This is a genomic window from Actinoplanes sp. NPDC026670 (assembly GCF_040638175.1).
Lineage (GTDB): Bacteria > Actinomycetota > Actinomycetes > Mycobacteriales > Micromonosporaceae > Actinoplanes.
The window spans coordinates 116715-136913 of the sequence record NZ_JBEZXU010000006.1 but is presented as its reverse complement, the minus strand read 5'-3'; the positions used below and the strand labels follow the sequence as shown (position 1 = coordinate 136913).

22 protein-coding genes are annotated in these 20199 nt (G+C 71.6%); 10 read left to right on the top strand and 12 right to left on the bottom strand.

Features of this window, described 5'->3' with window-relative positions; translation table 11 throughout:
• Window positions 1-67: 67 nt before the first annotated feature.
• The gene (locus AB0E94_RS08385) at window positions 68-865 is read right to left on the bottom strand and encodes a hypothetical protein (protein WP_360323954.1); all 798 of its coding nucleotides are present in this window, start codon (window positions 863-865) and stop codon (window positions 68-70) included.
• A gap of 88 nt (window positions 866-953) precedes the next feature.
• On the opposite strand from AB0E94_RS08385, the gene AB0E94_RS08380 reads away from it, so the two are divergent.
• Both AB0E94_RS08380 and AB0E94_RS08375 read left to right on the top strand, forming a co-directional pair.
• The gene (locus AB0E94_RS08380) at window positions 954-1223 is read left to right on the top strand and encodes a hypothetical protein (RefSeq protein ID WP_360323952.1); all 270 of its coding nucleotides are present in this window, start codon (window positions 954-956) and stop codon (window positions 1221-1223) included.
• Window positions 1223-1915 carry a hypothetical protein gene (locus AB0E94_RS08375; RefSeq protein ID WP_360323951.1) on the top strand — a complete coding sequence of 231 codons (693 nt, stop codon included), beginning with the start codon at window positions 1223-1225 and terminating at the stop codon, window positions 1913-1915. Before AB0E94_RS08380 ends, AB0E94_RS08375 begins: the two co-directional genes overlap by 1 nt.
• Window positions 1916-1951: 36 nt before the next feature.
• On the opposite strand, the gene AB0E94_RS08370 is transcribed toward AB0E94_RS08375, so the two are convergent.
• From AB0E94_RS08370 to AB0E94_RS08355, 4 genes are all read right to left on the bottom strand, one after another.
• On the bottom strand, window positions 1952-2248 hold the full coding sequence (locus tag AB0E94_RS08370; RefSeq protein WP_360323949.1) for a hypothetical protein: 297 nt from the start codon (window positions 2246-2248) through the stop codon (window positions 1952-1954).
• Window positions 2245-2529 carry a hypothetical protein gene (locus AB0E94_RS08365; protein ID WP_360323947.1) on the bottom strand — a complete coding sequence of 95 codons (285 nt, stop codon included), beginning with the start codon at window positions 2527-2529 and terminating at the stop codon, window positions 2245-2247. The genes AB0E94_RS08370 and AB0E94_RS08365 overlap by 4 nt, the downstream gene beginning before the upstream one ends.
• Before the next feature lie 455 nt (window positions 2530-2984).
• A complete protein-coding gene (locus AB0E94_RS08360) occupies window positions 2985-4448 on the bottom strand; it encodes an amidase (protein ID WP_360323945.1) in 1464 nt (487 codons plus the stop codon).
• Window positions 4449-4472: 24 nt separating this feature from the next.
• Window positions 4473-5027 (bottom strand): ABATE domain-containing protein, encoded by a 555-nt coding sequence (locus tag AB0E94_RS08355; RefSeq protein WP_360323943.1) that lies wholly within the window; start codon window positions 5025-5027, stop codon window positions 4473-4475.
• Window positions 5028-5126: 99 nt separating this feature from the next.
• Between AB0E94_RS08355 and AB0E94_RS08350 the strand changes: the two genes are divergently transcribed.
• Together AB0E94_RS08350 and AB0E94_RS08345 are read left to right on the top strand one after the other, a co-directional pair.
• Window positions 5127-5585: a DUF664 domain-containing protein gene (locus AB0E94_RS08350; RefSeq protein WP_360323941.1), complete on the top strand. Its 459-nt coding sequence runs from the start codon at window positions 5127-5129 to the stop codon at window positions 5583-5585.
• Window positions 5582-6724 carry an aminotransferase class I/II-fold pyridoxal phosphate-dependent enzyme gene (locus AB0E94_RS08345; protein WP_360323939.1) on the top strand — a complete coding sequence of 381 codons (1143 nt, stop codon included), beginning with the start codon at window positions 5582-5584 and terminating at the stop codon, window positions 6722-6724. The genes AB0E94_RS08350 and AB0E94_RS08345 overlap by 4 nt, the downstream gene beginning before the upstream one ends.
• A 91-nt stretch (window positions 6725-6815) precedes the next feature.
• On the opposite strand, the gene AB0E94_RS08340 is transcribed toward AB0E94_RS08345, so the two are convergent.
• The 3 genes from AB0E94_RS08340 to AB0E94_RS08330 form a co-directional block, all read right to left on the bottom strand.
• Window positions 6816-7871, bottom strand: coding sequence for a hypothetical protein (locus AB0E94_RS08340; RefSeq protein WP_360323937.1), 1056 nt, complete (start codon window positions 7869-7871; stop codon window positions 6816-6818).
• Between the two features lie 182 nt (window positions 7872-8053).
• Window positions 8054-8611, bottom strand: a complete 558-nt coding sequence (locus AB0E94_RS08335; RefSeq protein WP_360323935.1) for a dihydrofolate reductase family protein — start codon at window positions 8609-8611, stop codon at window positions 8054-8056.
• 57 nt (window positions 8612-8668) lie between these two features.
• Window positions 8669-9709 carry a hypothetical protein gene (locus AB0E94_RS08330; protein WP_360323933.1) on the bottom strand — a complete coding sequence of 347 codons (1041 nt, stop codon included), beginning with the start codon at window positions 9707-9709 and terminating at the stop codon, window positions 8669-8671.
• Window positions 9710-9894: 185 nt separating this feature from the next.
• Here AB0E94_RS08330 and AB0E94_RS08325 point away from each other — a divergent pair, with 185 nt between their 5' ends.
• Window positions 9895-10941, top strand: coding sequence for a GTP-binding protein (locus AB0E94_RS08325; protein ID WP_360323931.1), 1047 nt, complete (start codon window positions 9895-9897; stop codon window positions 10939-10941).
• A 42-nt stretch (window positions 10942-10983) separates the two neighbouring features.
• On the opposite strand, the gene AB0E94_RS08320 is transcribed toward AB0E94_RS08325, so the two are convergent.
• The 3 genes from AB0E94_RS08320 to AB0E94_RS08310 all read right to left on the bottom strand — a co-directional run bounded on the left by AB0E94_RS08320 (window position 10984) and on the right by AB0E94_RS08310 (window position 13266).
• Window positions 10984-11418: a hypothetical protein gene (locus AB0E94_RS08320; RefSeq protein WP_360323929.1), complete on the bottom strand. Its 435-nt coding sequence runs from the start codon at window positions 11416-11418 to the stop codon at window positions 10984-10986.
• 71 nt (window positions 11419-11489) lie between these two features.
• Complete coding sequence (locus AB0E94_RS08315) at window positions 11490-11942, bottom strand: hypothetical protein (protein ID WP_360323927.1); 453 nt, start codon at window positions 11940-11942, stop codon at window positions 11490-11492.
• 256 nt (window positions 11943-12198) lie between these two features.
• On the bottom strand, window positions 12199-13266 hold the full coding sequence (locus AB0E94_RS08310) for a DUF2855 family protein (protein WP_360323925.1): 1068 nt from the start codon (window positions 13264-13266) through the stop codon (window positions 12199-12201).
• Window positions 13267-13412: 146 nt separating this feature from the next.
• On the opposite strand from AB0E94_RS08310, the gene AB0E94_RS08305 reads away from it, so the two are divergent.
• From AB0E94_RS08305 to AB0E94_RS08285, 5 genes are all read left to right on the top strand, one after another.
• Window positions 13413-13964 carry a sigma-70 family RNA polymerase sigma factor gene (locus AB0E94_RS08305; RefSeq protein WP_360323923.1) on the top strand — a complete coding sequence of 184 codons (552 nt, stop codon included), beginning with the start codon at window positions 13413-13415 and terminating at the stop codon, window positions 13962-13964.
• A 92-nt stretch (window positions 13965-14056) separates the two neighbouring features.
• The gene (locus AB0E94_RS08300; RefSeq protein WP_360323921.1) at window positions 14057-14926 is read left to right on the top strand and encodes a zf-HC2 domain-containing protein; all 870 of its coding nucleotides are present in this window, start codon (window positions 14057-14059) and stop codon (window positions 14924-14926) included.
• 5 nt (window positions 14927-14931) lie between these two features.
• Window positions 14932-15618: a hypothetical protein gene (locus tag AB0E94_RS08295; RefSeq protein ID WP_360323919.1), complete on the top strand. Its 687-nt coding sequence runs from the start codon at window positions 14932-14934 to the stop codon at window positions 15616-15618.
• Window positions 15615-16430, top strand: a complete 816-nt coding sequence (locus AB0E94_RS08290; protein WP_360323918.1) for a hypothetical protein — start codon at window positions 15615-15617, stop codon at window positions 16428-16430. Before AB0E94_RS08295 ends, AB0E94_RS08290 begins: the two co-directional genes overlap by 4 nt.
• Before the next feature lie 11 nt (window positions 16431-16441).
• Window positions 16442-17305: an ABC transporter ATP-binding protein gene (locus AB0E94_RS08285; RefSeq protein ID WP_360323916.1), complete on the top strand. Its 864-nt coding sequence runs from the start codon at window positions 16442-16444 to the stop codon at window positions 17303-17305.
• Here the strand turns inward: AB0E94_RS08285 and AB0E94_RS08280 are convergent.
• Complete coding sequence (locus AB0E94_RS08280; RefSeq protein ID WP_360323914.1) at window positions 17289-20054, bottom strand: BTAD domain-containing putative transcriptional regulator; 2766 nt, start codon at window positions 20052-20054, stop codon at window positions 17289-17291. The two genes, AB0E94_RS08285 and AB0E94_RS08280, sit on opposite strands and share 17 nt — an antisense overlap.
• Window positions 20055-20199 lie beyond the last annotated feature (145 nt).

The window sequence follows — 20199 nt, the reverse complement described above, 5'->3', positions numbered from 1 at the left end:
GGAGAATTCGGACAAAGAATGCCCAGGTCACGGTACGCCGCAGCCAGCCGGACGTCGTCGAGGGGCCTCAGCCCAGGAGCGCCTCGCGCAGCTGGGACGGCATCTCGCGGACCTTGTCCTTGGCCGGCGCCTCGACCGTGATCGGGGCGCCGAAGTCCGAATAGCGCACCTTCATCTCGGTGCCGGCGGCGCCTGGCTCGTTGAGCGCGCCCGTGTCGACGACCAGCTCGGTGAGCCGGCCCTGGTCGTCGACCCGGGCGGTGAACGGCACCTGATCGGCGTCCGGGTCGGGCGAGGCCGGTGCGACGGTGCTCCCGGCCTCGAAGGTCTCCAGGTCGAGCACGCCCTTGAAGGTGACGGCGTCTACCTTCTCCACCGTCACGACGCCGCCGAGGAAATTCTGGGCATCGACGACCTTGCGTGGATTCAGTGGGCTGTCAGCCGGGACCGTGGACGCGTCGAGGTGCATCCACTCACCGGCGCCGAGGCCGAGGCCGGCTGCCTCCGGCCCGACGACCTGCATGTAGAAGTCAGTGCCGACCAGGAGGATCCGCAGCTCTCTGCTTTCGCTGCCCTGTCCGCCCGTCATGGTCATATCGGCGCGGGCGTTCTTCGCGTCGGCGACACCGGTGATGTCCATGGCACCGGGCACGGTCATCGCCATCCTGAGCGACTGTTCCTCGAGCTTCTTCGCCGCGGCGGTCAGCTCGGCCGCCGCATCGACTGGCACGGCCGGGGCCGGGGAGCGTCCCGGGCCGTCGCTGTCGTCTCCGGCGTCGCCGCAGCCGCCCACAGCGATCACGGTGGCAAGCACCAGGCTGGCGACGGCAAGCGGACGAATTCTCATACAGCGCTCCAGGATCACGACGGCGGTCGGAACACGATATCGAGCAGGTGTGATGCTGTCCGCCCGGTCCGGCCGTTGCGGTCACAGCCACCAGTACGCTTCATCGGTGCCTGACGACGACCTCACGATCAAACTCACCAGAGACCAGGCCCTTGTGCTGTCCGACTGGCTGTACCAGATGATGGGCACCGCGGCCTTCGACAACCTCGTCAACGAGGAGCGCGCGGTCTGGTCTCCGCTGTATGCGATCACTGGCACGCTCGACAAATCACTCGTCGAGATCGCCATGCCAGACTATTCCGACCGCGTTCACCACGCCCGCGAGCGGCTGTTGGAAGGGCTCGGCGACATCGCCAGGCCACCCGCCGAGTCGTGATGATCGTATTGACGGGGGCGGTGCTCGGCCTCCTGGCGTTCGTTGGCGACGCTGTCGACGGCGCGGCCGGGCAGGTCATGATCGCTGTGGTCAGCAGCGGCCTCGCCTGGGGCGCAGCGGCGTTGCTGGCCGGGCACGCCGCCCCGGATGGCCGCAGCGCGGTCAGGGGTGCGACCGTGTTGCTGGCTTCGGCCACTCTCGTCTACTACGCGATGATTCTGGTGATCAGCCGCCGCTGGAGCGGCGGCACACTGGCCGATGGATCTTCGGCGGACTGGTACGGGTTGCGTTCGCTGGCGGTCATGACCACGGCTTGGCTGCTGGTGTCGGTGGTTGCGGGACCGTCACTGGGCCTGATGGGACAGATGGCGCGCACCGCCCGGTTGCCGCGAGCTGCGCTGGCCGCGGGCGTCGCCTGCGGGCTGCTGTCCGGGGAGGGATGGCTGCACGTCGCCATAGCACCCCCTTGGCGTCTGTGGGAAGTCGACGGACCGGACGCTGCTTTCGCGCGCGGGGCCCTTGCCACGGAACTGGTCCAGGTCATGGTGCCGCTTGCCGTTCTCGCGTGGCTGGCGTCAGCCCGACGCCTCTGGCGCGCTTGGCACCTGATGGTCGCCGCGTTGGCGATCACCGCGACGCTGAGCGCTCTGCTATGGCACCTACTTCGTGTCGCCGCGAACCATCTGGGCTGATCGCTCACCGCCTTACGGCGTGACGTGGTCGTCTGGCTAATCGCCCACAAACCACAAGTAGAGGTGAGAGCCATTCTCGACCTCCCGGCACAGTCTTTCGACCTCCGTGGCGGCGGCATCTCCAATGATGTCGCGAATGGAGCGGTCGGCGACCTCTTGCCGGAGCCTCTCGGTCTGCCGCGCGTTGAACATGGTGTCGGCGTAGGGCAGAAGGCTGCTCAGGTACGGGAAATCGTCCGGGTCCAGCTTCGCCAACGGTTCGGACCAACGGATCCCCTGCGACCCGTGGGTCACTACTTCGCCGTTCTCACCACGTACCTGAAAATCGATCATGGACGCTGCGCGGAACAGCGCGGCGAGCGCGCAAGCATCAGGGAGGCGGAGCCGAGATCCAGCGGGTTGATGCCCTCGTCGAGGTGGATTTGAGCTCCGTCCGGAGCCCGATCGTCGGAGAGCGCGAGACACATCCGGGCGAGATCCCGGAGCCCGGCGGCGTCTCCGAAGATCTCTACCGAGCCGTTCACCACCTCCACGGTGACTGTGCCTCCCTCGGCGGGAGCCACGACTCCAATCGACGGGTTGTAAGTCGGCACGGACAGCGAAAGCTCAGACATGAAGGCGATTCTCTCTCACCGCGTTCGCGCCTCGGGGCCTTCTCGGCCTGGGAAGGGCAGCCCTCAGGTGGATGACGTCTCCTCGGCCGAGACACCGCCTCCCACGGCTCGTCGGCTACGCCTTGTCGTTCGTCGCTGGGAGAGGATCTTGCACGAATACTCACGCTTGCGCCGATCTTGCAGCTCTTTCCGCACCCCAGCGGGACGCACCCCAGCGGGAAGAAGGCTGCAAGGTCTCCCCGGCGCCGTAGACCTTGCACGACAAACCGCACCCAGACGTGAAAGATCGTGCAAGATTGCCGCCAAGGTGGAGAACCGTGCAAGATCCACGAGGGCGGAAGGGTCGAATCCACAGCGAATGCGACATTCCCGCCCCGGGCCACGGAGCTACAGCGGTGCTGAGGTCGATGGTCGAAGCCGGACCGGCAACACCCGGACCGAAGGCTGGGCCCTCTCTACGCGGGCGGGGGTGGGGTGAAGCCGCCGAATTCGCGTTCGAGCAGTTCAGCGAAGTGGATCGGGGTGTGGTCCTCGAAGAGCGGGCCGATCAGCTGTACGCCGATGGGCAGCCCCTGCACCGAGCGGGTGACCGGCACGGCCGTCGCCGGGAGGCCGGGCGCGGTCGCGATGCCGCCCCACGCCAGCTGGTCGAAGTAGTCGTGCTTCTCGCCGTCGATCAGGATCGTGCGCTTCCACATCGGTTCGCTCTGGTCGTGTGGGAAGGCCGGCGTCGACGAGACCGGCGCGATCACGATGTCGACGTCCGTGAACACCTCGGCCCACTGGGCCCGCTGAACGGCGCGGACGGTGTCGGCCGCCGCCCAGTCGCGATGGCTCAGAACCACACCCCGGGCACGTTCGGCGAACAGTGACGTGTCCGACGGGTCGAGGGCGGCCGCGGCTGTCAGAGCGGCCGCGTAGACCTTGGGCGGGAAACCGGCCGCGAGGCTCGACTGGAGGAGCCGCATGTAGGAGCGGGCGCCTTCGGCCAGATCGGGCAGGTACGGGCTCTGCCGCCGGACCGTCACCCCGGATGCCTCCAGCCGCGTGGCCAGGCCGTCGATCGCGGCGCGTACCTCGGAGGAGACCGGGACGAGCGGGTGCGTCTCCAGAACCAGGACCCGGAACGCGCTCAAGTTGTCGTGCCGGGCTGGACGCAACACGGTCCGGTAGGCGATGCCGGGGCCGGCCTCGTCGGGGTCGGCGAGCAGGCGGACCATCATCGCGAGGTCGGCCGCGCTGCGGGCCATCGGCCCGACGACGCCCAGGTCGCCGCCGAACTCGGGCAGCGGCCGGGTGCCCGGGAACGTGTGCCCGCGCAACGGGAGCAGGCCGGTCGAGGGCTTGTGCGCGTACACCCCGCAGAAGTGCGCCGGCACGCGCAGCGAGCCGCCGATGTCCGAGCCCATCGACAGGGCGCCGAAGCCGGCGGCGAGAGCGGCGGCTGAGCCGCCGGACGAGCCTCCTGGTGTACGGCTGAGGTCCCACGGATTGTTCGTGGTCCCGTGGATCGCGTTGTAGGACTGGTAGTCACCGAGCGCGAGTGGCACGTTCGTCTTGCCGAGGATGACAGCCCCGGCCGCCTTGAGCCGGGCGACCACGACCGCGTCGGCGGCCGCCGTGTGGTCCTTGAACGGCGGGAACCCCCAGGTCGTGGTCAGTCCGGCGATGTCGATCGAGTCTTTGATGGTGATCGGGACGCCGAGCACGGGCCCGGCCTCGCCCCGGGAGCGCGCCGCATCGGCCTCGCCCGCGGCGGTGAGGGCCCGGTCGAAGTCGGGCACGCAGATCGCGTTGAGGTCGCCGTCGAGCCGCTCGATCCGGCCGATCGCGGCCGTGGTGAGCTCGACCGCGGAAACCTCGCCCTTCTCCATCGCCGTGGTGAGTTCGGCAGCGCTCGAGTACGCGTAGTCGGTCATGCCTCCCACACTGCCTCATCAGTGTCAGTGCCGGGCCGCGGCCTTGCGGGCCCGGTAGTCGGCGGCCTTGACCCGGTTGCCGCACTCGGCCATGCCGCACCAGGCGCGAGTGCCGCCGCGTGAGCGGTCGACGAACAGGCGGGTGCAGGCGGGGCGTTCGCATTCGCGGAGACGCGGGCCTCCGCCGGCGTAGATCTCCCCGAGCAGTCCGGCGGCCGCCCGTGCCACCTCGGCGGCGACAGCCGTGGCGTCCCCGACCCGGGTGGCGCCGGCCGGGGTGAGCTCGACTGCCGCGCCCGGCCGGGCCGCGGCCGCGTTGACCAGGCGTAGATCGGCGGCGGCCGGCGGGTCGCCCGCCATGACGGCGCGGAACAGCCGGTAGATCGCCTCGCGCAACCTCAGAAGGGCCGCCAGATCGGTGGCGGAGAAGCTGGGCTCGCTGGTCAGCATCGCGGAGGCGACCGCCCACCGGGCCGCGTCGGCGGGCGATCCCAGGCACTCCTCGTTCGTGGTCCGCCGCCATTTCCGGGTGCCGAGCAGATCAAGGGCGAGGTTGCCGCCGACGAAGACGAAGGTCACGTCACCACCTTGACAGGTGACGCGGCGATCCCGCAAGGTCAGATGGCGTCACCGGCTTAGGTGGTGACGCCACTCGACGGGAGGCTGCTGGTGATATCGGTGAACGACTACCTCTACTTCGTCGGGCGGGCGCTCGACGGGATGTCCGGGATCGTCGCCGGGCTGGGTGACGACCTGGCCACCGCCCGGCCCGCACTGCCCGGGGCGAACTCGCCGTATGCCCTGCTCACCGACTGTGTGGCGGTGGCCGACTACTGGTCCGGCACGCTGGTCGCCGGCCGAGCCGTGGCGCGCGACCGGGATGCCGAGTTCACCGCCACCGGACCGGTGGGCCCGCTGCTCGCCAAGGTCCGCGCGCTGCGTGACCGGCTGGCCGCGGACGTCCGAGGAGCGGATCTCGACGGCCCGTTGCATGTCGAGCCGCCCCGGTCGTTCCAGGGCCCGGACCGTCCTCTGACCCGCGGCGGCGCGCTGCTGCACGTACTCGAAGAACTTGCTCAGCATCACGGGCAGATGGAGATTCTGCGCGACGCGCTCCACGCCGGGTCGCGGGCGTGAGCGCCCGCGGCGTCTTCGACGCGGGCGCAGACCTCGGTGCGCTGCGAACCGGTTACGGGGTCAAGTGGGGCTCGCTCGCGCCGGACGTGCTCGGCGCCTGGGTGGCCGACATGGACTTCGCGGTGGCGCCGGTGATCCGGCGGCGCATTCACGAGATTGCCGATTTCGGATATCCGCACTGGCCGGCCGGTGATCCGGTGATCACCGCGTTCGAGCAGCGCATGACCGCCCGGCACGGATGGGCGCCCGCACCCGGCCGGGCCCGGGTGTTCAGCGACCTGATCCAGATCCTCCAGGTGGTGATCGAGCACGCCACCGAGCCGGGCGACGGGATCGCCATCCACGTGCCGACCTATCCGCCGTTCCTGGCGAGCATCGTCCGCGCCGGGCGCCGGGTCGTCCCGCTGCCGCTGCCCGGTGACGGGCCGGCCGATCTGCGGGGCTGCACGATGCTGGTCCTGGTCAACCCGCACAATCCGAGCGGCCGGGTGTTCACTCGTACCGAACTGGTGGCTCTTGCCGACGCCGCGGCGGACCACGACGTGCTGGTCCTGGCCGACGAGATCCACGCCGACCTGGTCTTCGCGCCGCACCGGCACGTGCCGTTCGCGTCGCTCGGTCCCGGCGCCGCGGCCCGTACCGTGACCGCGACCTCGGCCACCAAGGCCTTCAACATCGCCGGATTGCGGTGCGCGGTCGCGCACATCGGCCCGCGACGCATCCGCGACGCCCTGTCGCGTATGCCGCTGGACTATTTCGGTCAGCCCGGCGTGCTGGGCCGGGCGGCCACCGTGGCCGCCTGGACCGAGGCCGACGACTGGCTCGACGGCCTGCTGCGTACCCTGGCCGCCAACCGCGACCAGGTCTCCGAGTGGGTGGCGAGCCTGCCGTGGGCGGCCCGGTACCGCCCGCCCGAGGCGACCTATCTGGCCTGGCTGGACTGCGGCGACCGGTTCGGCCCGGATCCGGCCGCCACGCTGCTGGACCGGGCCCGGGTCAAGCTGAGTGCGGGCGCCGAGTTCGCGCAGCACACGACAGTCGGGACCGCCTCGCGGGTCCGGCTGAACTTCGCGACCAGCCCCGCGGTGCTGACCGAGATCCTGACCCGCCTCACCGCCGCGGTCGGGCCGGCGGCGTAGGCCCCGGCCCGATCCCCGGTCCGACCGAGGCGAGTGCGGGGGCGCGCTTCAGCGACGAAGCAGGCGTACGCCGCCCGGGCGAGCCAGGCGCTCAGAAGGTGAAATACATGTAGCTGTAGGGGCGGCCCCGGTCGTAGATGGCACGCAACCGTGGCTGCCGGACCTCGGGCAGCCGGGCCAGAACGCTGAGGAAGATCCGGCCGTCGGGCTCGAACCGGTAACCCGGGAGTTGTGCCGGCAGGGACTCCGGCGGGATCGGGACCGACCGCACCGCCGGCTTGGTGACCCGGTGGAACGCGAGGTGCCGCCAGGCGTCCCAGGCCAGCGGGACCGGCTTCACCGGCGCGGCCACCGGCCAATGCTCGCCGGTCTGCGGATGCACCGGGATGAGCGCCAAGTCGCCGTCGGCGTCCGGCAGGCCGGGCCCGGCCAGGTCCAGAGTGTGCGCCGATGCCGGGCCGGCCGGGCCGACGAGGCGATCGAGAGTGGGCCGGAAGACCTCAGCGACTCGGTGATCCGGGATCATCACCGGGTCGCCACCCGAAGCGGCCAGCAGGTGCGCCAGCGCCGAGGCGACGGCGGCCGCCCACATCGGATGCCAGAAACCGTCCGGCTCTTGCGGCGGGATTCCAGGCCGCTGGTCGATCAGGTCCGCCCACTCGAGCAACGGGTGCGGGCCGGGACCGTCATCGAGAACCCGGGTGGTCAGCGGGTCCAGCCAGATCGCCTGCTGCAGGCCACAATCGTCGATCCGGACGGCCACCGGAGTGCCGCAACCGGTGCAGACCATGTTGGGTTCGCCGCCGTCGAGGCCACAGCAACCGGAGTCGCCGACCAGCGCCGGGTCGATGACGGCGCCGTGCACATCGCCCGGGGCGAGCAACACCTGGCCGGACGGCCCGGCGGAGATGCCGAATCGGGGCGCATACCAGCCGAGCGCCTCGGCCGCACCGGATTCGAGTTCGTCCCACCGGCGCCACGGCGAGCCGGAGGGCAACGGATCCACCGCGAACGTGCCGGGCTCCAGCGCCGGAGGGAACGAGCCCGGCCCGTTGCCGTACTTCTGATCCGCGTGCACCGGCAGTGCCACCCTCGACACCGAAACCGTCAGACTGGTGCCGCAGTTCCGGCAGCCGAAAACCGTCATGCATCCCCCGTGCGTCGACTGAGGTCAATCTAGATCATCGACCCGGTCACGTCCGGCCTTTAATCAAGAGATCAAGATCAGTCAAACCCTCTGCCGGTACGGCCACCGCTTCCCAACCGCGATGACCGGTTCCGAATCCGAGGTCACGTTCCAGCTCGGGCCGGCGGCGATCGGTTCGCGATTCAGAGGGCGCGGCGGTAGTGCACAGCCACCGCGCCGTTGCGCAGCGGCTGCGCCGAGACCAGTTCGAGCTTGCGGGTGCCGGGCAGCCCGTCCTGGTAGAGCGTCGGCCCGTGGCCGGCGATCCGGGGATGGACGAGCAGGCGGTACTCGTCGATCAGGTCCAGCCGGTCGAGTTCGGTCGCGAGCTTGCCGCTTCCGAGGAGGACCCCGGCCGGGTTCGCGTCCTTGAGTTTCTGCACGCCTGCACGCAGATCGCCGGCGAGGTGGTGGCTGTTGGTCCAGGGGAAGTCCGTGCGCGTCGACGACACCACGTACTTGGGTTTGGCCTCCAGCTTGACCGCCCATTCACGCATGGCGGCCGGCGCCTCCTGGTCGCCGCGGGCGACGGCCGGCCAGTAGCTCTCCATCATCTCGTAGGTGACCCGGCCCCACAGCATGGCCCCGCCCTCGTCCATGAGCCGGGTGAAGAGCGCGTGCGTCTCGTCGTCGGCGATCCCCTCCTGATGGTCGACGCAACCGTCCAGGGTGAGGTTGATGCTGAAGGTAAGCAGTCCCATGCCCGGCGACTCTAACGCCACGACGGCACCGGATCAGCGCGTTCGCCGTGCTTCGGCTCACGGCCCGGTGAGCAGTGCGGGCAGGTCCGCGGACGCCTGCCAGATCGTGTCGCCGGTGGCGCCGGGGGCGACGAGACGCCGGCAACCGTCGAGTTCCACGTAGATGTAGCCCTGGGGAGTCTCCAGCCGGGCGAACCGGTTCGCCGGGTTGGCGCATGTCTTCGCTTCTCCGGAGGTCCGGACCGTCCGCTTGACGGCTGCCCACCGGCTGGCCGGCAGCATGCCGCCGGAGACGAAGTCGCCCTGCGGCTTCTCGCTGTCCCGCCCGTCGGCCGTCACCTGGTAGACGCACAGCCGGACCGATGCGGAGTCGCCAGCCAGCGGCGCGAGATCGCCCTGCCGGGACGGCGGGTAGACGCCGGTGAACCAGACCATGTCGGTGTCGACCTGGTCGCATCCGCTCGCCGCGGCGCCGGCTGACTCGACCTCGCCGAGCACCCGGGTGGTGACTCGGGTCCAGCGCAGGCCGTCCATGGCGGCGGTCGCCTCGGCGAGGGGCTTGTCGCAGGTGTCGCGGGGAATCCGGGGGCGTACCCATCGGCCTTGGCTGTCGAGCAGCACCAGCCGCGGTGCGAGGTATCCGTCCGCGGTGCAGATCAATTCCGGATCCGACGGGTCTGATGACGGCGGCAACTCGTCGGGCAGACGCAGCGCCGCGATCAGGTCGGCCACGTCGTCGGCGCGGTCCTCGACGGCGATCGCGTCCGTGCCGCCGTCGGTCCGCCGCTGCGTGTCCTCCCGGCACAGGACGGCGGCCACCGGGCGGAACGCGTCGCCGAAATGCGGGAGCGGTGCGGCGTCGAGTCCCTCGTCCTGCGGTTGCATGGACGGCTCGCCGGCACACGCCGGCCAGCGCGGGTGGATCTCCGCTGCGGGTTCGGCGGTGGCGAGCGACTGCGTCTCCGCCGGGCCCGTGCCGTTCACCTGCCCTGCGCAGCCGGCGGCGGCCAGGGTGAGCACCCCGCCGACCGCGAGTGCCGCGCCGAGCCGGGCCATCGCGGCGGAAGCCCCGGACACCGGAAACCGCATCTTGATCATTCGGCTGAGCCTAGGACGCGCCGGCGCATCCGCGACCGGTAGATGAGTCCGACCGGTCTCCCGAACGGGTAGTCTTCCTCGGCCCGCCGGCACACGGGGAGTCGCCGGCTCCTGCCATCGGCGATGAGCGAGGATTCCACGGCGAACAGCAGGACGACCCGGCGCATGCAGGAGGACGGGACCGAGTGGCTGACCAGAAGACCCGGCTGGGTGGTGCCGGCCGTGTGCCGGTCATCGCGCTCACCGGCCACCTCGGTGCGGGCAAGACGAGCATGCTCAACCACCTTCTGCGCCGGCCCGGCGCCCGGCTGGGCGTCGTCGTCAACGACTTCGGCGCGCTGAACGTGGATGCGGCGCTCGTCTCCGGCCAGGTCGACGAGGCGGCGGCGATCTCCGGCGGCTGTGTGTGCTGCCTGGACGACAGCGGCGGCCTGGACGAGGCGCTCCATCGGCTCTCGCGGCCCCGGCTCCGGCTGGACGCGATCGTGGTGGAGGCCAGCGGTGTGGCCGAGCCGATCACGCTCGCCCGGCTCATCGGCCGCAGCGGCGCCAACCGGACCCGGCCCGGCGGCCTGGTCGAGGTGATCGACGCCGTCGAACACTTCCGCACGGTGGACCTCTGGCCGGAACCGCCGGCTCGCTACGCGGCGGCGACGCTCGTCGTCATCAACAAGGTGGACCTGCTGCCGGAGGATCAACGCGAGCAGGTGCTCGCCCGCATCCGGGAACGAGTCCGGCAGCGCAATCCACGTGTGCAGATCGTCACCGCCCGGCACGGCCGGATCGACCCGGGGCTCGTCTTCGACACCGCCGACGACGGGGACCCGGCCGGTGAGCTTCCGCTCGCCCAGCTCATCCGCGACCAGAACCGCGATCTGCACGACCACGAGCACGCACGGGCGGCCTCGGTGGAACTGACGCGCCCGATCTCGCCGAGCATGCTGATCGACCTCCTCGAGGATCCACCGGAGGGCGCCTACCGGCTCAAAGGCCGGGTCCGGGTCCGCGGTTCGCGAACGGAGCAGGGTTTCGTCGTCAACGTCGTCGGCACCCTGATCCACATCGCGCCGCTACCGGCGCCGCCGCCGACCGGCGAACTCGTCGCCATCGGCATGCGGCTGGATCAACCGGCCGCGCAGCAGCGCCTAGACGCCATCGCGGGCACCCCGGCCGACGAACCGGACACCGCCGGACTCCGGCGGCTACGCCGTTACCGCACGCTCAGCACCTGACACGGGGAAGGTAAGAAGAGCTGCAAAGGGAGCGGGACCGCTTCAGGACATCGAGTACGGGGCCGACACCGGCTTGCGGGCGAAGAAGGCGCGCACCGAAGGAGGCAGGGTCAGTCCCAGCAGTACGGCCAGGGGCGCGGCGAACATGGCGAACCCGAGGAACGGGAATCCGTCTGCGGTGAGTGAGACGACCAGCATGAGCGCGCCGAAGGGCACGGCCATGGAGGCCAGCACGATGGCCGTGAAGTATGCCCACGACCGGCCGCGGACCACCTGATATGCCAGGGGCAGGAGAAACACCGAGGCGGCGACCGGAATCGCGTTGAGGAACAGGTACATCATCAGGGGGCCGGTGGCCCAGTCGCCGTACGCCAGAGCGGTCTGCACGATGACCCGGCTGATGTTCAGGACGCCCAGCAGCCCCAGTCCACCTGCGACGATCTTCACGCTCTGTGGCGCGGCGGTCTCTTGTGGCATCGAGAGTCCTTCGCAATGAGTGGCTGCCCAGGGGAACAGGCGGCCTGAACGAAGATCGTAGATGGCCCGGGCTATTCGCAGGCGAGCCACTTGCCGTCGCGTTTGATCAGGTTGATCCGGTCGTTCTCGCGTAGCAGGCCGACGGGGAGCGGCGCGCCTGCCTGGTCGAGGAACTGCTGACCGGCGGGGGAAGCGTCATCGGTGCCCTGCACGTCGACCGCCATCGAGCCGACCGCGGTGGTGTCGGTCTGCTCGGTGATCGGGCCGGCCGTCAGGTCGTAGCCGAAGTCGTCGAGCGCCGGGTCGGCTTCCTTGGCCAGAGCCTTCACCTCGGTGAGGGTCTTCTCGCCGGCGAGCGCCTCAGGGCAGATCAGCGCCGCGATCGCGTCGTCGTCGGACTCGTTGGCCGCCGCTGCGAGCGCTTGGAGGGCGCCCTCGGGCGTGGTGTTGTCGCTGCTCCCGCCGCAGCCCGCCAGCACGAGCGCGGCGATGAGCGTCATGGCGACAGATGCCCGCGAAGTCATGCGATCGAGCATAGTGGATGGGTGCTGCGTGCCCGGTCACGTCGAGGGCCTGGTCAAGAGGGTCCCGGCTGTCACCGCGCGTGGCAGTCGGGCCTTTCGGTCGGTCACGCTCCGCAGCCCGCCAGCCGTCGCTCACGCGCCTTTCGGGACCCGTTTGACCGTGCTGAGCGACGGCCGAGGCCGCCGGCCGTCGCTCAGCACGGTCAAACAGGTGGGATTGCGTCGCTGAGCGACGGCTGGCGGGTTGGTGACCTGGTCAGAGCTGGATGACGTGACCTGTGCGGGGCGTCGAGCGGCCGTCGAGAACCGTCAGCCAGGTGTCTCGCAGGTGGTCCGGTCCTTCGCCGACGGTCACGTCGACACTGCCGGTGACCGCGCCGGCGAAGTGCCGCCACGCCTCGCCGAACCGCTGTTCGAGGCCGTCGCGGCCCCAGTCCAGGCTCCGCTTGCGCATCTGCACCGGCGCGAAGAACACCTCGCCGGCGGCGGCCGCGTTCGGCACCTGGTTGGTCAGGCCGACGGCGATGTCGCGGACGAGCCGGTCGCCGAGTCGTTTCCGCAGCGCGGCGCGGGTGGCCGGCGCGCCGGACAGGTCCAGATAGACCGTGGAGGTTTCGTCGATCCGGTCGACGTCGTCGTACGAGAGCACCGTGTCGTAGCAGCCCAGCGACCTGGTGAACGCGACGTTGCCGGCCGAGGTCAGCGCGACCAGGCGCGGGCCGGCTCCGTGCAGCAGCAGGGCGGCGGCGTAGGCGGTCTTGCTCGACGCCGAGGACACGACGATCTGGCCGGCGCCGTAGAAGTCGTTGTCGATCACCTGGTCGGCGAGCATGAACGAGGTGAAGAACAGCGGCCGGTACAGGATGAGCAGATCCTCGTCGGCGGGCCGGTAGACGGGGTCGCCGGTGGTGGTCCGGTACACGTTGTAGGGCGACGGCAGTTCAGCGCGGTGGGCGCTCGCGTCGCGGAACCCGGCGGCGTCGACCCGCTCGGGGCGCACCACCAGGTGGCTGGCCGGTGGCAGGTAGCCGTAGACGCGCTGACCCACTGTCACGTCGGGGACGGTCGACGCGACGACCTCGGCGAAGCCCCACAGTGGTGGCAGCCCCCACTGGCCGGTGAGCCCGCGGGGTTCGGGCGGGAAGAACTCCCAGTAGCGCATCGCGTCGCCGAGAACCGCATACGTCACGTTGTTGGCGGTGAGGCCCACCCGGTCGACACGCAGCAGAACGTCGCCGTCATGCAGGTCCGGCACCTCGGCGCCGGCCACGACGGTCTGCTTCAGGTCGTCGCGCGCGACGGCGAAACTCCAGGGTCCAGACATGGATCAGACCGTATTTCGCCTGCCGGGAGCCGACAAGTGCACTGAGAGTGCAAAATCTCACCGAGAAGAAAGCGGTGAACCTTTCCCGTCCGAGGCTGCTACCCACCCGGAAGACAGTGGACGCTGTGTCCGGGGGAGGACGACGGATGGAACCGGGCGGTGATGAGGCGTTGCTGCGGTCGGTTGCGGCCGGTGACGCGGTCGCGCTGTCCCGGCTGTACGAGCGGCACGCGCGTGGTCTCTTCGGGTACCTGCACCGGCTCGCCGGGGACCGGATGACCGCCGAGGAGATCCTGCAGGACACGATGCTCGCGGTCTGGCGGTCGGCGGGCGCCTTCGAAGGCCGGGCGAAGGCGACGACGTGGCTGTTCGGGGTCGCCCGCCGCCAGGCCCACAACCGGCTGCGTGGCCGGTCCGCGCCCGAGCCGGCCGTGCCCGATCTCGCCGAGCGGCCCGATCAGGGCGCCGGACCGGAGGAGCTGGCGATCGCCGCGGCCGGTGGCACGCCGGTGGCCGCCGCCATCGACCGGCTGCCTGAGCATCATCGGGACGTGATCGCGCTGGTGTTCGTGGCCGGACTGCCGCTCGCCGACGTCGCCGAGGTGCTGGCCATCCCGGTCGGCACGGTCAAGAGCCGGCTGCATCACGCCCGAGCCGCCGTCGCCGCGGCACTGACCGCCCAGGAGGTGCCGGAATGAAGGACCCGGAGGGCGGCCGAACAAAAGGCCGACGAGGTGCCGGAGCGAAGGACCCCGAGGGTGGCCGAGCGAAAGGCCGAGGAGGCGCCGGAATGAAAGACCTGTTGCCCGGGTACGCCGCGGGGTCACTGCCGGAAGCCGACCGGCAACGGGTCCACGCGCACCTCCCCGGCTGCCCCCGATGCCGGGCCGAACTGGCCACCTGGCAGGCGCTCGCCGTCCCGGACACCGCGCCCCCGCCCGACCCGGCGGCGCTGGTCCGGGCCGTGCTCACCCGCAGCGCGCTGGCGCCGCAGGCGACGAGCCCGCCGCGCCGGCTGCGGCACCTGGCCGGGCTGATGATCGCCGAGGCGCGGCTGATCCGGATCGCCGTGCCGATCGCGTCGGCGCTGGTGATGGCGCTCGGCGTGGCGCTGGGGCTGGCGCAGGCCACCGCCGGCGCCGACCTGGTGCTCGCGCTGGTGGCGCCGATCGTCGCGGCGGCCGGGATCGCCGGCACCTACCGGTTCGGCCACGACCCGGCCGGCGAGGTCGTCGCGGCCACCCCGACATCGGGCCGGTTGCTGCTGCTGGTCCGCATCGCGCTGGTCTTCGGGTACGACCTGGTGCTGGCCCTGACGGCGTCGGTGATCCTGGCCGCGGCCGGGGCGGTCGGCGCCGCCAGCCTGCTCACGCTGGTCACCGCCTGGCTCGGGCCGATGGCTCTGCTGTCGTCGGTCAGCCTGCTGATCGCCGTGCGGTTCGGGCCGGACATCGCGCTCGGCGCCGCCGTGACCATGTGGGCGGTCCGGGTGCTGATCGGCGGGGTGCTGGTGCGCGACGGGTGGGCGGCCCGGCTCGTCGTGGACGCCTGGACCACGAACGCGCCGGTGCTGACGATCAGCGCCGCTCTCACGATCGCCGCGTTCGTCGTGGCCGGACGTGAACCTCCGGACGGCCGGCACGCTACCCACCGGATGTGAGACCGATGACCCTCTGGCGGTACGAGGCACGCCGCGCCGGACCGGCCGCAGTTCTGGGCCCGCCACTGGCCGTCGCCCTCGGTGTCGCGGCCGCGTTCGCGTATCCGGAGCCGAGTGACACGACCACGGCCCGGATCCTGCTCGGTGGACTGGAGATGGCGGTGCCGCTGGCGGCCGCGGTCGTCTGCTCGGCGCTGATCGGCCGGGACCCGGCGCGCGAGATCCAGTTGGCGGCGCCCACGCCGTACCGGATCACGTTGTTGCGCCGGATGATCGTGGTCCTGGCCTGGACCGCCTGCGTCGCCGCCCTGGCCGCGGCCGTTCTCATCGCGACCGGCTGGTGGGCGCGCTGGCCGCAGAACCACGGCCTGGTCGCGGGGCAGTTGACCTGGCTGGCGCCGACCGTCGGGCTCAGCGGGCTCGGGTTCGCGGCCGGCGCGGTGTTGCGCAGCCCGGCGGCGGCCGGGGCGATCGTCACGACGGTGTGGGCGATCCAGCAGTTCTTCGGCCCGGCGGTGCAGGAGCACCGGCCCGGGCGGCTGCTGTACCTGTTCGCCACGACCCGAGGGGAGTCGCCGGCCGAGTGGACAGCGAACCGGCTCACCCTGCTCGGCGCCGGCGCCGCGCTGATCGCTTTCGGTCTGCTCCTGCTGGGCCGCGCGGAACGACTGATCAGCGAGGAGGACGAGTGACCGCGTTCCGCGCGAGCGTGCGCTACGAGTTCCGGATGCAGGTCCGGAAACGGTCGGTGTGGATCGTACCGGCGCTGACTCTTGTCCTTTTTGTTTTGATCGGTGGGAGTCTGCTGCGGGACCTGTTCGATCCGGGGGAGCGGCCGCTCGATCCGCGGACCGGGGTGGTCGGCCTGGCCGTGCAGTTGCACGCGTTGCTGTCGATCGGATTCGGTTGCCTGCTGGCCGACCGGATGGTCCGGGACGACCGGCTCGGGGTGGCGCCGATCCTGGACGCCACCCCGGCCTCGCCGGGCGCCCGGCTGGCCGGAAAGTATCTGGGCGCGGCCGCGGCGACGGCCATCCCGATTGCGGTGGCCTACTTCGGGTTCGCCGCGGCGTACGCGATCGATATCGGACAACAGGTGGCGATGGCGTGGGCGCTGGCCGCGTTCGCGGTGGTGATCGTGCCGGGGCTGCTGCTGGTGGCGGCGTTCGCGCTGGCCGTGCCGATGATCATGCCGGCGCCGCTGTTCCGGGTCCTGTTCGTCGGTTACTGGCTGTGGGGCAACATCGTGTCCCCGGAGATGATGCCCACCCTGGCCCGGACGCTGTTCCACCCGCTCGGCGGCTACCCGCTCGACGCGCTGTTCGACTTCCACGGCATCGACGGCGAGGACACCTGGGCCGGGCCGGTCGCCGGCGCGACGCTGAACGTGCTGCGTCCCGAACCGACTCCGGCGCTGGCCTGGCTGTCCATCGTCCTGCTGATCGCCGTCTCCGCCGCCACGCTCGCCGGGGGCCACGCCCTGCGCGCCCGCCGCATCCACTGAAAGGGACAGTCATGCGCATCGAGATCTCCGGGCTGACCAAGACGTACCGCGGCCGGGTGCACGCCCTGGAAAACCTCGACCTGGACATCCCCACCGGCATGTTCGGCCTGCTCGGCGCCAACGGCGCCGGCAAGAGCACCCTCATGCGGATCCTGGCCGGCATCGTACGGCCCACCGCCGGCCGTGTCGTCGTCGGCGGCCACGACCTGGCCACCGGTTCGGGGCGCACCGCAGTCCAGCGTGAGCTCGGCTATCTGCCACAGGACCTCGGCGTCTACCCCGATCTGACAGCCCGCCGGTTCCTCGACTACGTGGCGCTGCTCAAAGGCATGGACGACAGTTCGGCGCGCCGCCGCCGGGTCGGTGAGCTGCTGGAGGTGGTCGCTCTGACCGAGCACGCCGACCGCCGGCTGCGCGGCTTCTCCGGCGGGATGCGGCAGCGGGTCGGAATCGCGCAGGCGCTGCTGGCCGACCCGCGGCTGCTGATCGTGGACGAGCCGACCGCCGGACTCGACCCGGAGGAGCGGATCCGGTTCCGGACGCTGCTGTCCCAGTTCGCCGGTCGCCGTACCGTGCTGCTGAGCACCCACATCGTCGACGACATCGGGCAGACCTGCCGGGAGGCGGCGGTGCTGGCCAAAGGCCGGCTGATCTTCCGCGGCACGGTCGAGGAACTCACCCGCCGCGCTGAGGGCCGGGTGTGGTCGGTCGTCACCGACGGCCCGGTGCCGGCCGAGGGCACCGTGGTGTCGGCGCTGCCCCACGACGACGGCATGCGGTACCGCGTGGTCGCCCGGACCGCGCCGTCCCCGCAGGCCCGGCCGCTGGAACCGAACCTGGAGGACGGCTACCTGGCCGTCACCGGCCGGGGGTGACCGCCTGCGGTGGGGCGAGACGGCTGCGGACCGCGTCGGCGTCGGCGTGTTCGAGGTCCTCGAGGATCGACAGCGACCGGGCCCAGCACTCGCGGGCCTCGTCGATCTCGGCTGCGGCGGCGTGCACGTCACCGAGGCGGGTCAGGGTGTCGGCGCGCTGGAAGTCGTTCTCCAGCCGGCCCCACAACTCGACGGCGGCCCGGTAGCAGGTCGCGGCGTCGTCGAACCGGCCCGAACGCTGGTGGACCAGGCCGAGGCTGTCCCACGAGCCGGCGGTGCCCTGCACGTCGCCGAGCTCCTGGTGCATGGCCAGCGACTCCCGGCAGTGGGCCAGCGCCTGGTCGAGATCGCCGAGCCGGGCCATCGACCAGCCGATGTTGCCCAGCGCGATGGCCTGGCCGCGACGGTCGCCGTTCTCCCGGTACAGGCTCAAGGCAAGCAACGACTCGTCACGGGCCGCTGCGTCGTCGCCCCGCCGGTCGTACACCAGGCCGACGCCGAAACAGACCTGCGCCTGGTGGGAGCGGTCGCCGAGAGCCGCGAACGCCGAACGGGACCGGTTCAGGTGGGTCAGCGCCTCGTCGTCGCGGCCCAGCCACGAGTAGGCCATGCCCAGACCGTGCTCGGCGTGCGCCTGCCCGGCCCGGTCGCCGGTACGGGTGGCGGCGTCCAGACCGATCCGCTGGATCGTGGCGGCCTCCCGCCACAGCGCGTGCGCCTCCATGATCAGGCTCTGGCTCCAGGCCAGCCGCCACGCGTACCCCTCGAAGCCGGTCGCCGCCGCCTGCGAGACCGCGGCCGACAGCACCCGCTGCTCGGCGGCATACCAGACGTTGGCGGCGGCCGGATCGGCGAACCGCTGCACCGGCACGTCCGGGCCGGCCGGCGGCAGGTCGAGTTTCTGCCACTCGCCGTACTGCACCAGCCCACACGCCTGCACCGAGTGCAGCAGGTGGTCGAGAAGACGCCGGCGCGCGTCCGGCTCGGGCTGCTCCCGCACACATTCGCCGGCGTAGGCGCGCAACAGGTCGTGCATGGTGAACCGGTCGCCGGCGGTCTCGGTGATCAGACTGGCCTCGGCGAGCTCGGCCAGCAGACGGCGGGCCACGGCCGGCGTCTCACCGGTCAGCGCGGCCGCGTGCGCCACCCCCGCGTCCGGGCCGGGATGCAGGCCCAGCAGCCGGAACAGGCGGGCCGCCGGATCGCTGAGCCGCCGGTACGACCAGGACAGCACCGCGCGTACGTCGGTGTTCTCGTCGCCGCCCTGGAAGACGGCCAGATCACCGCGGTGTTCGCGCAGCTCGGCGGCGAGCGAGGCCAGCGGCAGCGCGGGACGGGTGGCGGCCCGCGCGGCGACGACCACCAGCGGCAACGGCAGCCGGGCGCAGCGGGTGAGGATCTCGGTGACCGCGGCCGGTTCCGCGGCGACCCGGGCCGCGCCCAGCCGCCGGGCCAGCAACAGGCGCGCCTCGTCGGCGCTGAGCACGTCCAGCGGGACCGGCAGCGCCCCCTCGGCGGCGATCAGTGGAGTGAGCAGGCTGCGGCTCGTGATCAGCACCAGGCAGCCCGGCGAGCCGGGCAGCAGCGGCCGGACCTGCGCGGCGTCGCGGGCGTTGTCGAGCACGACCAGCACCCGGCGGCCGGCGACCAGGCTGCGATAGAGCGCGGCCTGCGCGGCGAGCCCAGCGGGTACGGACGACGCCGGCACCCCGAACGCGTCCAGGAACCCGCGCACCGCGTGAGCCGGGTCCACCACTGCCGTGTCGGGGCCGAAGCCGCGCAGGTTCACGTACAGCTGACCGTCGGGGAAACCGGCGGCGGCCCGCTGCGCCCAATGGACGGCCAGGGACGTCTTGCCGATGCCGCCGCCCCCGGAGATCGCGGCGATCACCATCGCGCCGTCCCCGTCCCGGGCGCTGTCGAGAACACCCAGCTCATGGTCGCGGCCGGTGAACGCGGACACGGCGGCCGGCAGCTGCGCGGGCACCCGTCCGGCTCGGGCCGGGACGGCCGCCGGGGTCAGGGCGGCCTCCTGGCGCAGGATCGCCGTCTCCAGCTCGCGCAACGGCGGGCTGGGGTCGATGCCCAGTTCGCTGCGCAGCCGTTCGCGCAGCTGCTGGTAGGCGCCGAGGGCGTCGGCCTGCCGCCCGGCCCGGTAGAGGGCCAGGATCAGCCGGCCGTGCAGCTGTTCGTCGAACGGGTGCGCGGCGGCCAGCTCGGCCAGCTCCGGCAGCAGAGCGGCGTCGTTGCCGATCGCCTGTTCGGCCTCGGCCAGGTCACGGCGGGCCCGCAGGCGCAGCTCGTCGAGACGGCGGGCCTGGTCGTCGAGCCATGGCAGCTCGGCCACGTCGGCGAGCGACGCGCCCCGCCACAGCGCCAGCGCGGTCCGCAGCCGGCCGGCCCGCGCCCCCGGGTCGGCGGTGCCGGCGGCCTCGCGGATCAGTTGCTCGGCCACGGCCACGTCGGTCTCGGTGGTCTCGGCCGGCAGCAGGTAGCCGGGTGGCCGGGCCACGATCGCGGCCCGGTCGCCGAGCAGCTGCCGCAGATGGGAGACGTGCTGCTGCAACGAATTCGCGACCGTCGACGGCGCGCCGGCCGCCCACACGCTGTCCACCAGTCGTTCCACCCCGACGACCTCACCACGGCGCAGCGCCAGGACGGCGAGGACGGCCTTGCGGCGCAGCCCGGGAACCGGCTGGGGCAGACCGTCGCGGACCACTTCGACGGGCCCGAGCAGATTGATCCGCATGAGTTCACTGTGGCATGTGCCGGACTCGTTGCCGGGTAGGCGTTCTGTCGGGTTTCCGCCGCCTGCGTGATCTTCGCCGGGGCCGTCGCTGTTCAGGTCCGCGGACGGGCGGCCGATATCGGTGGGGTGAACAGGCGTCTTCCCG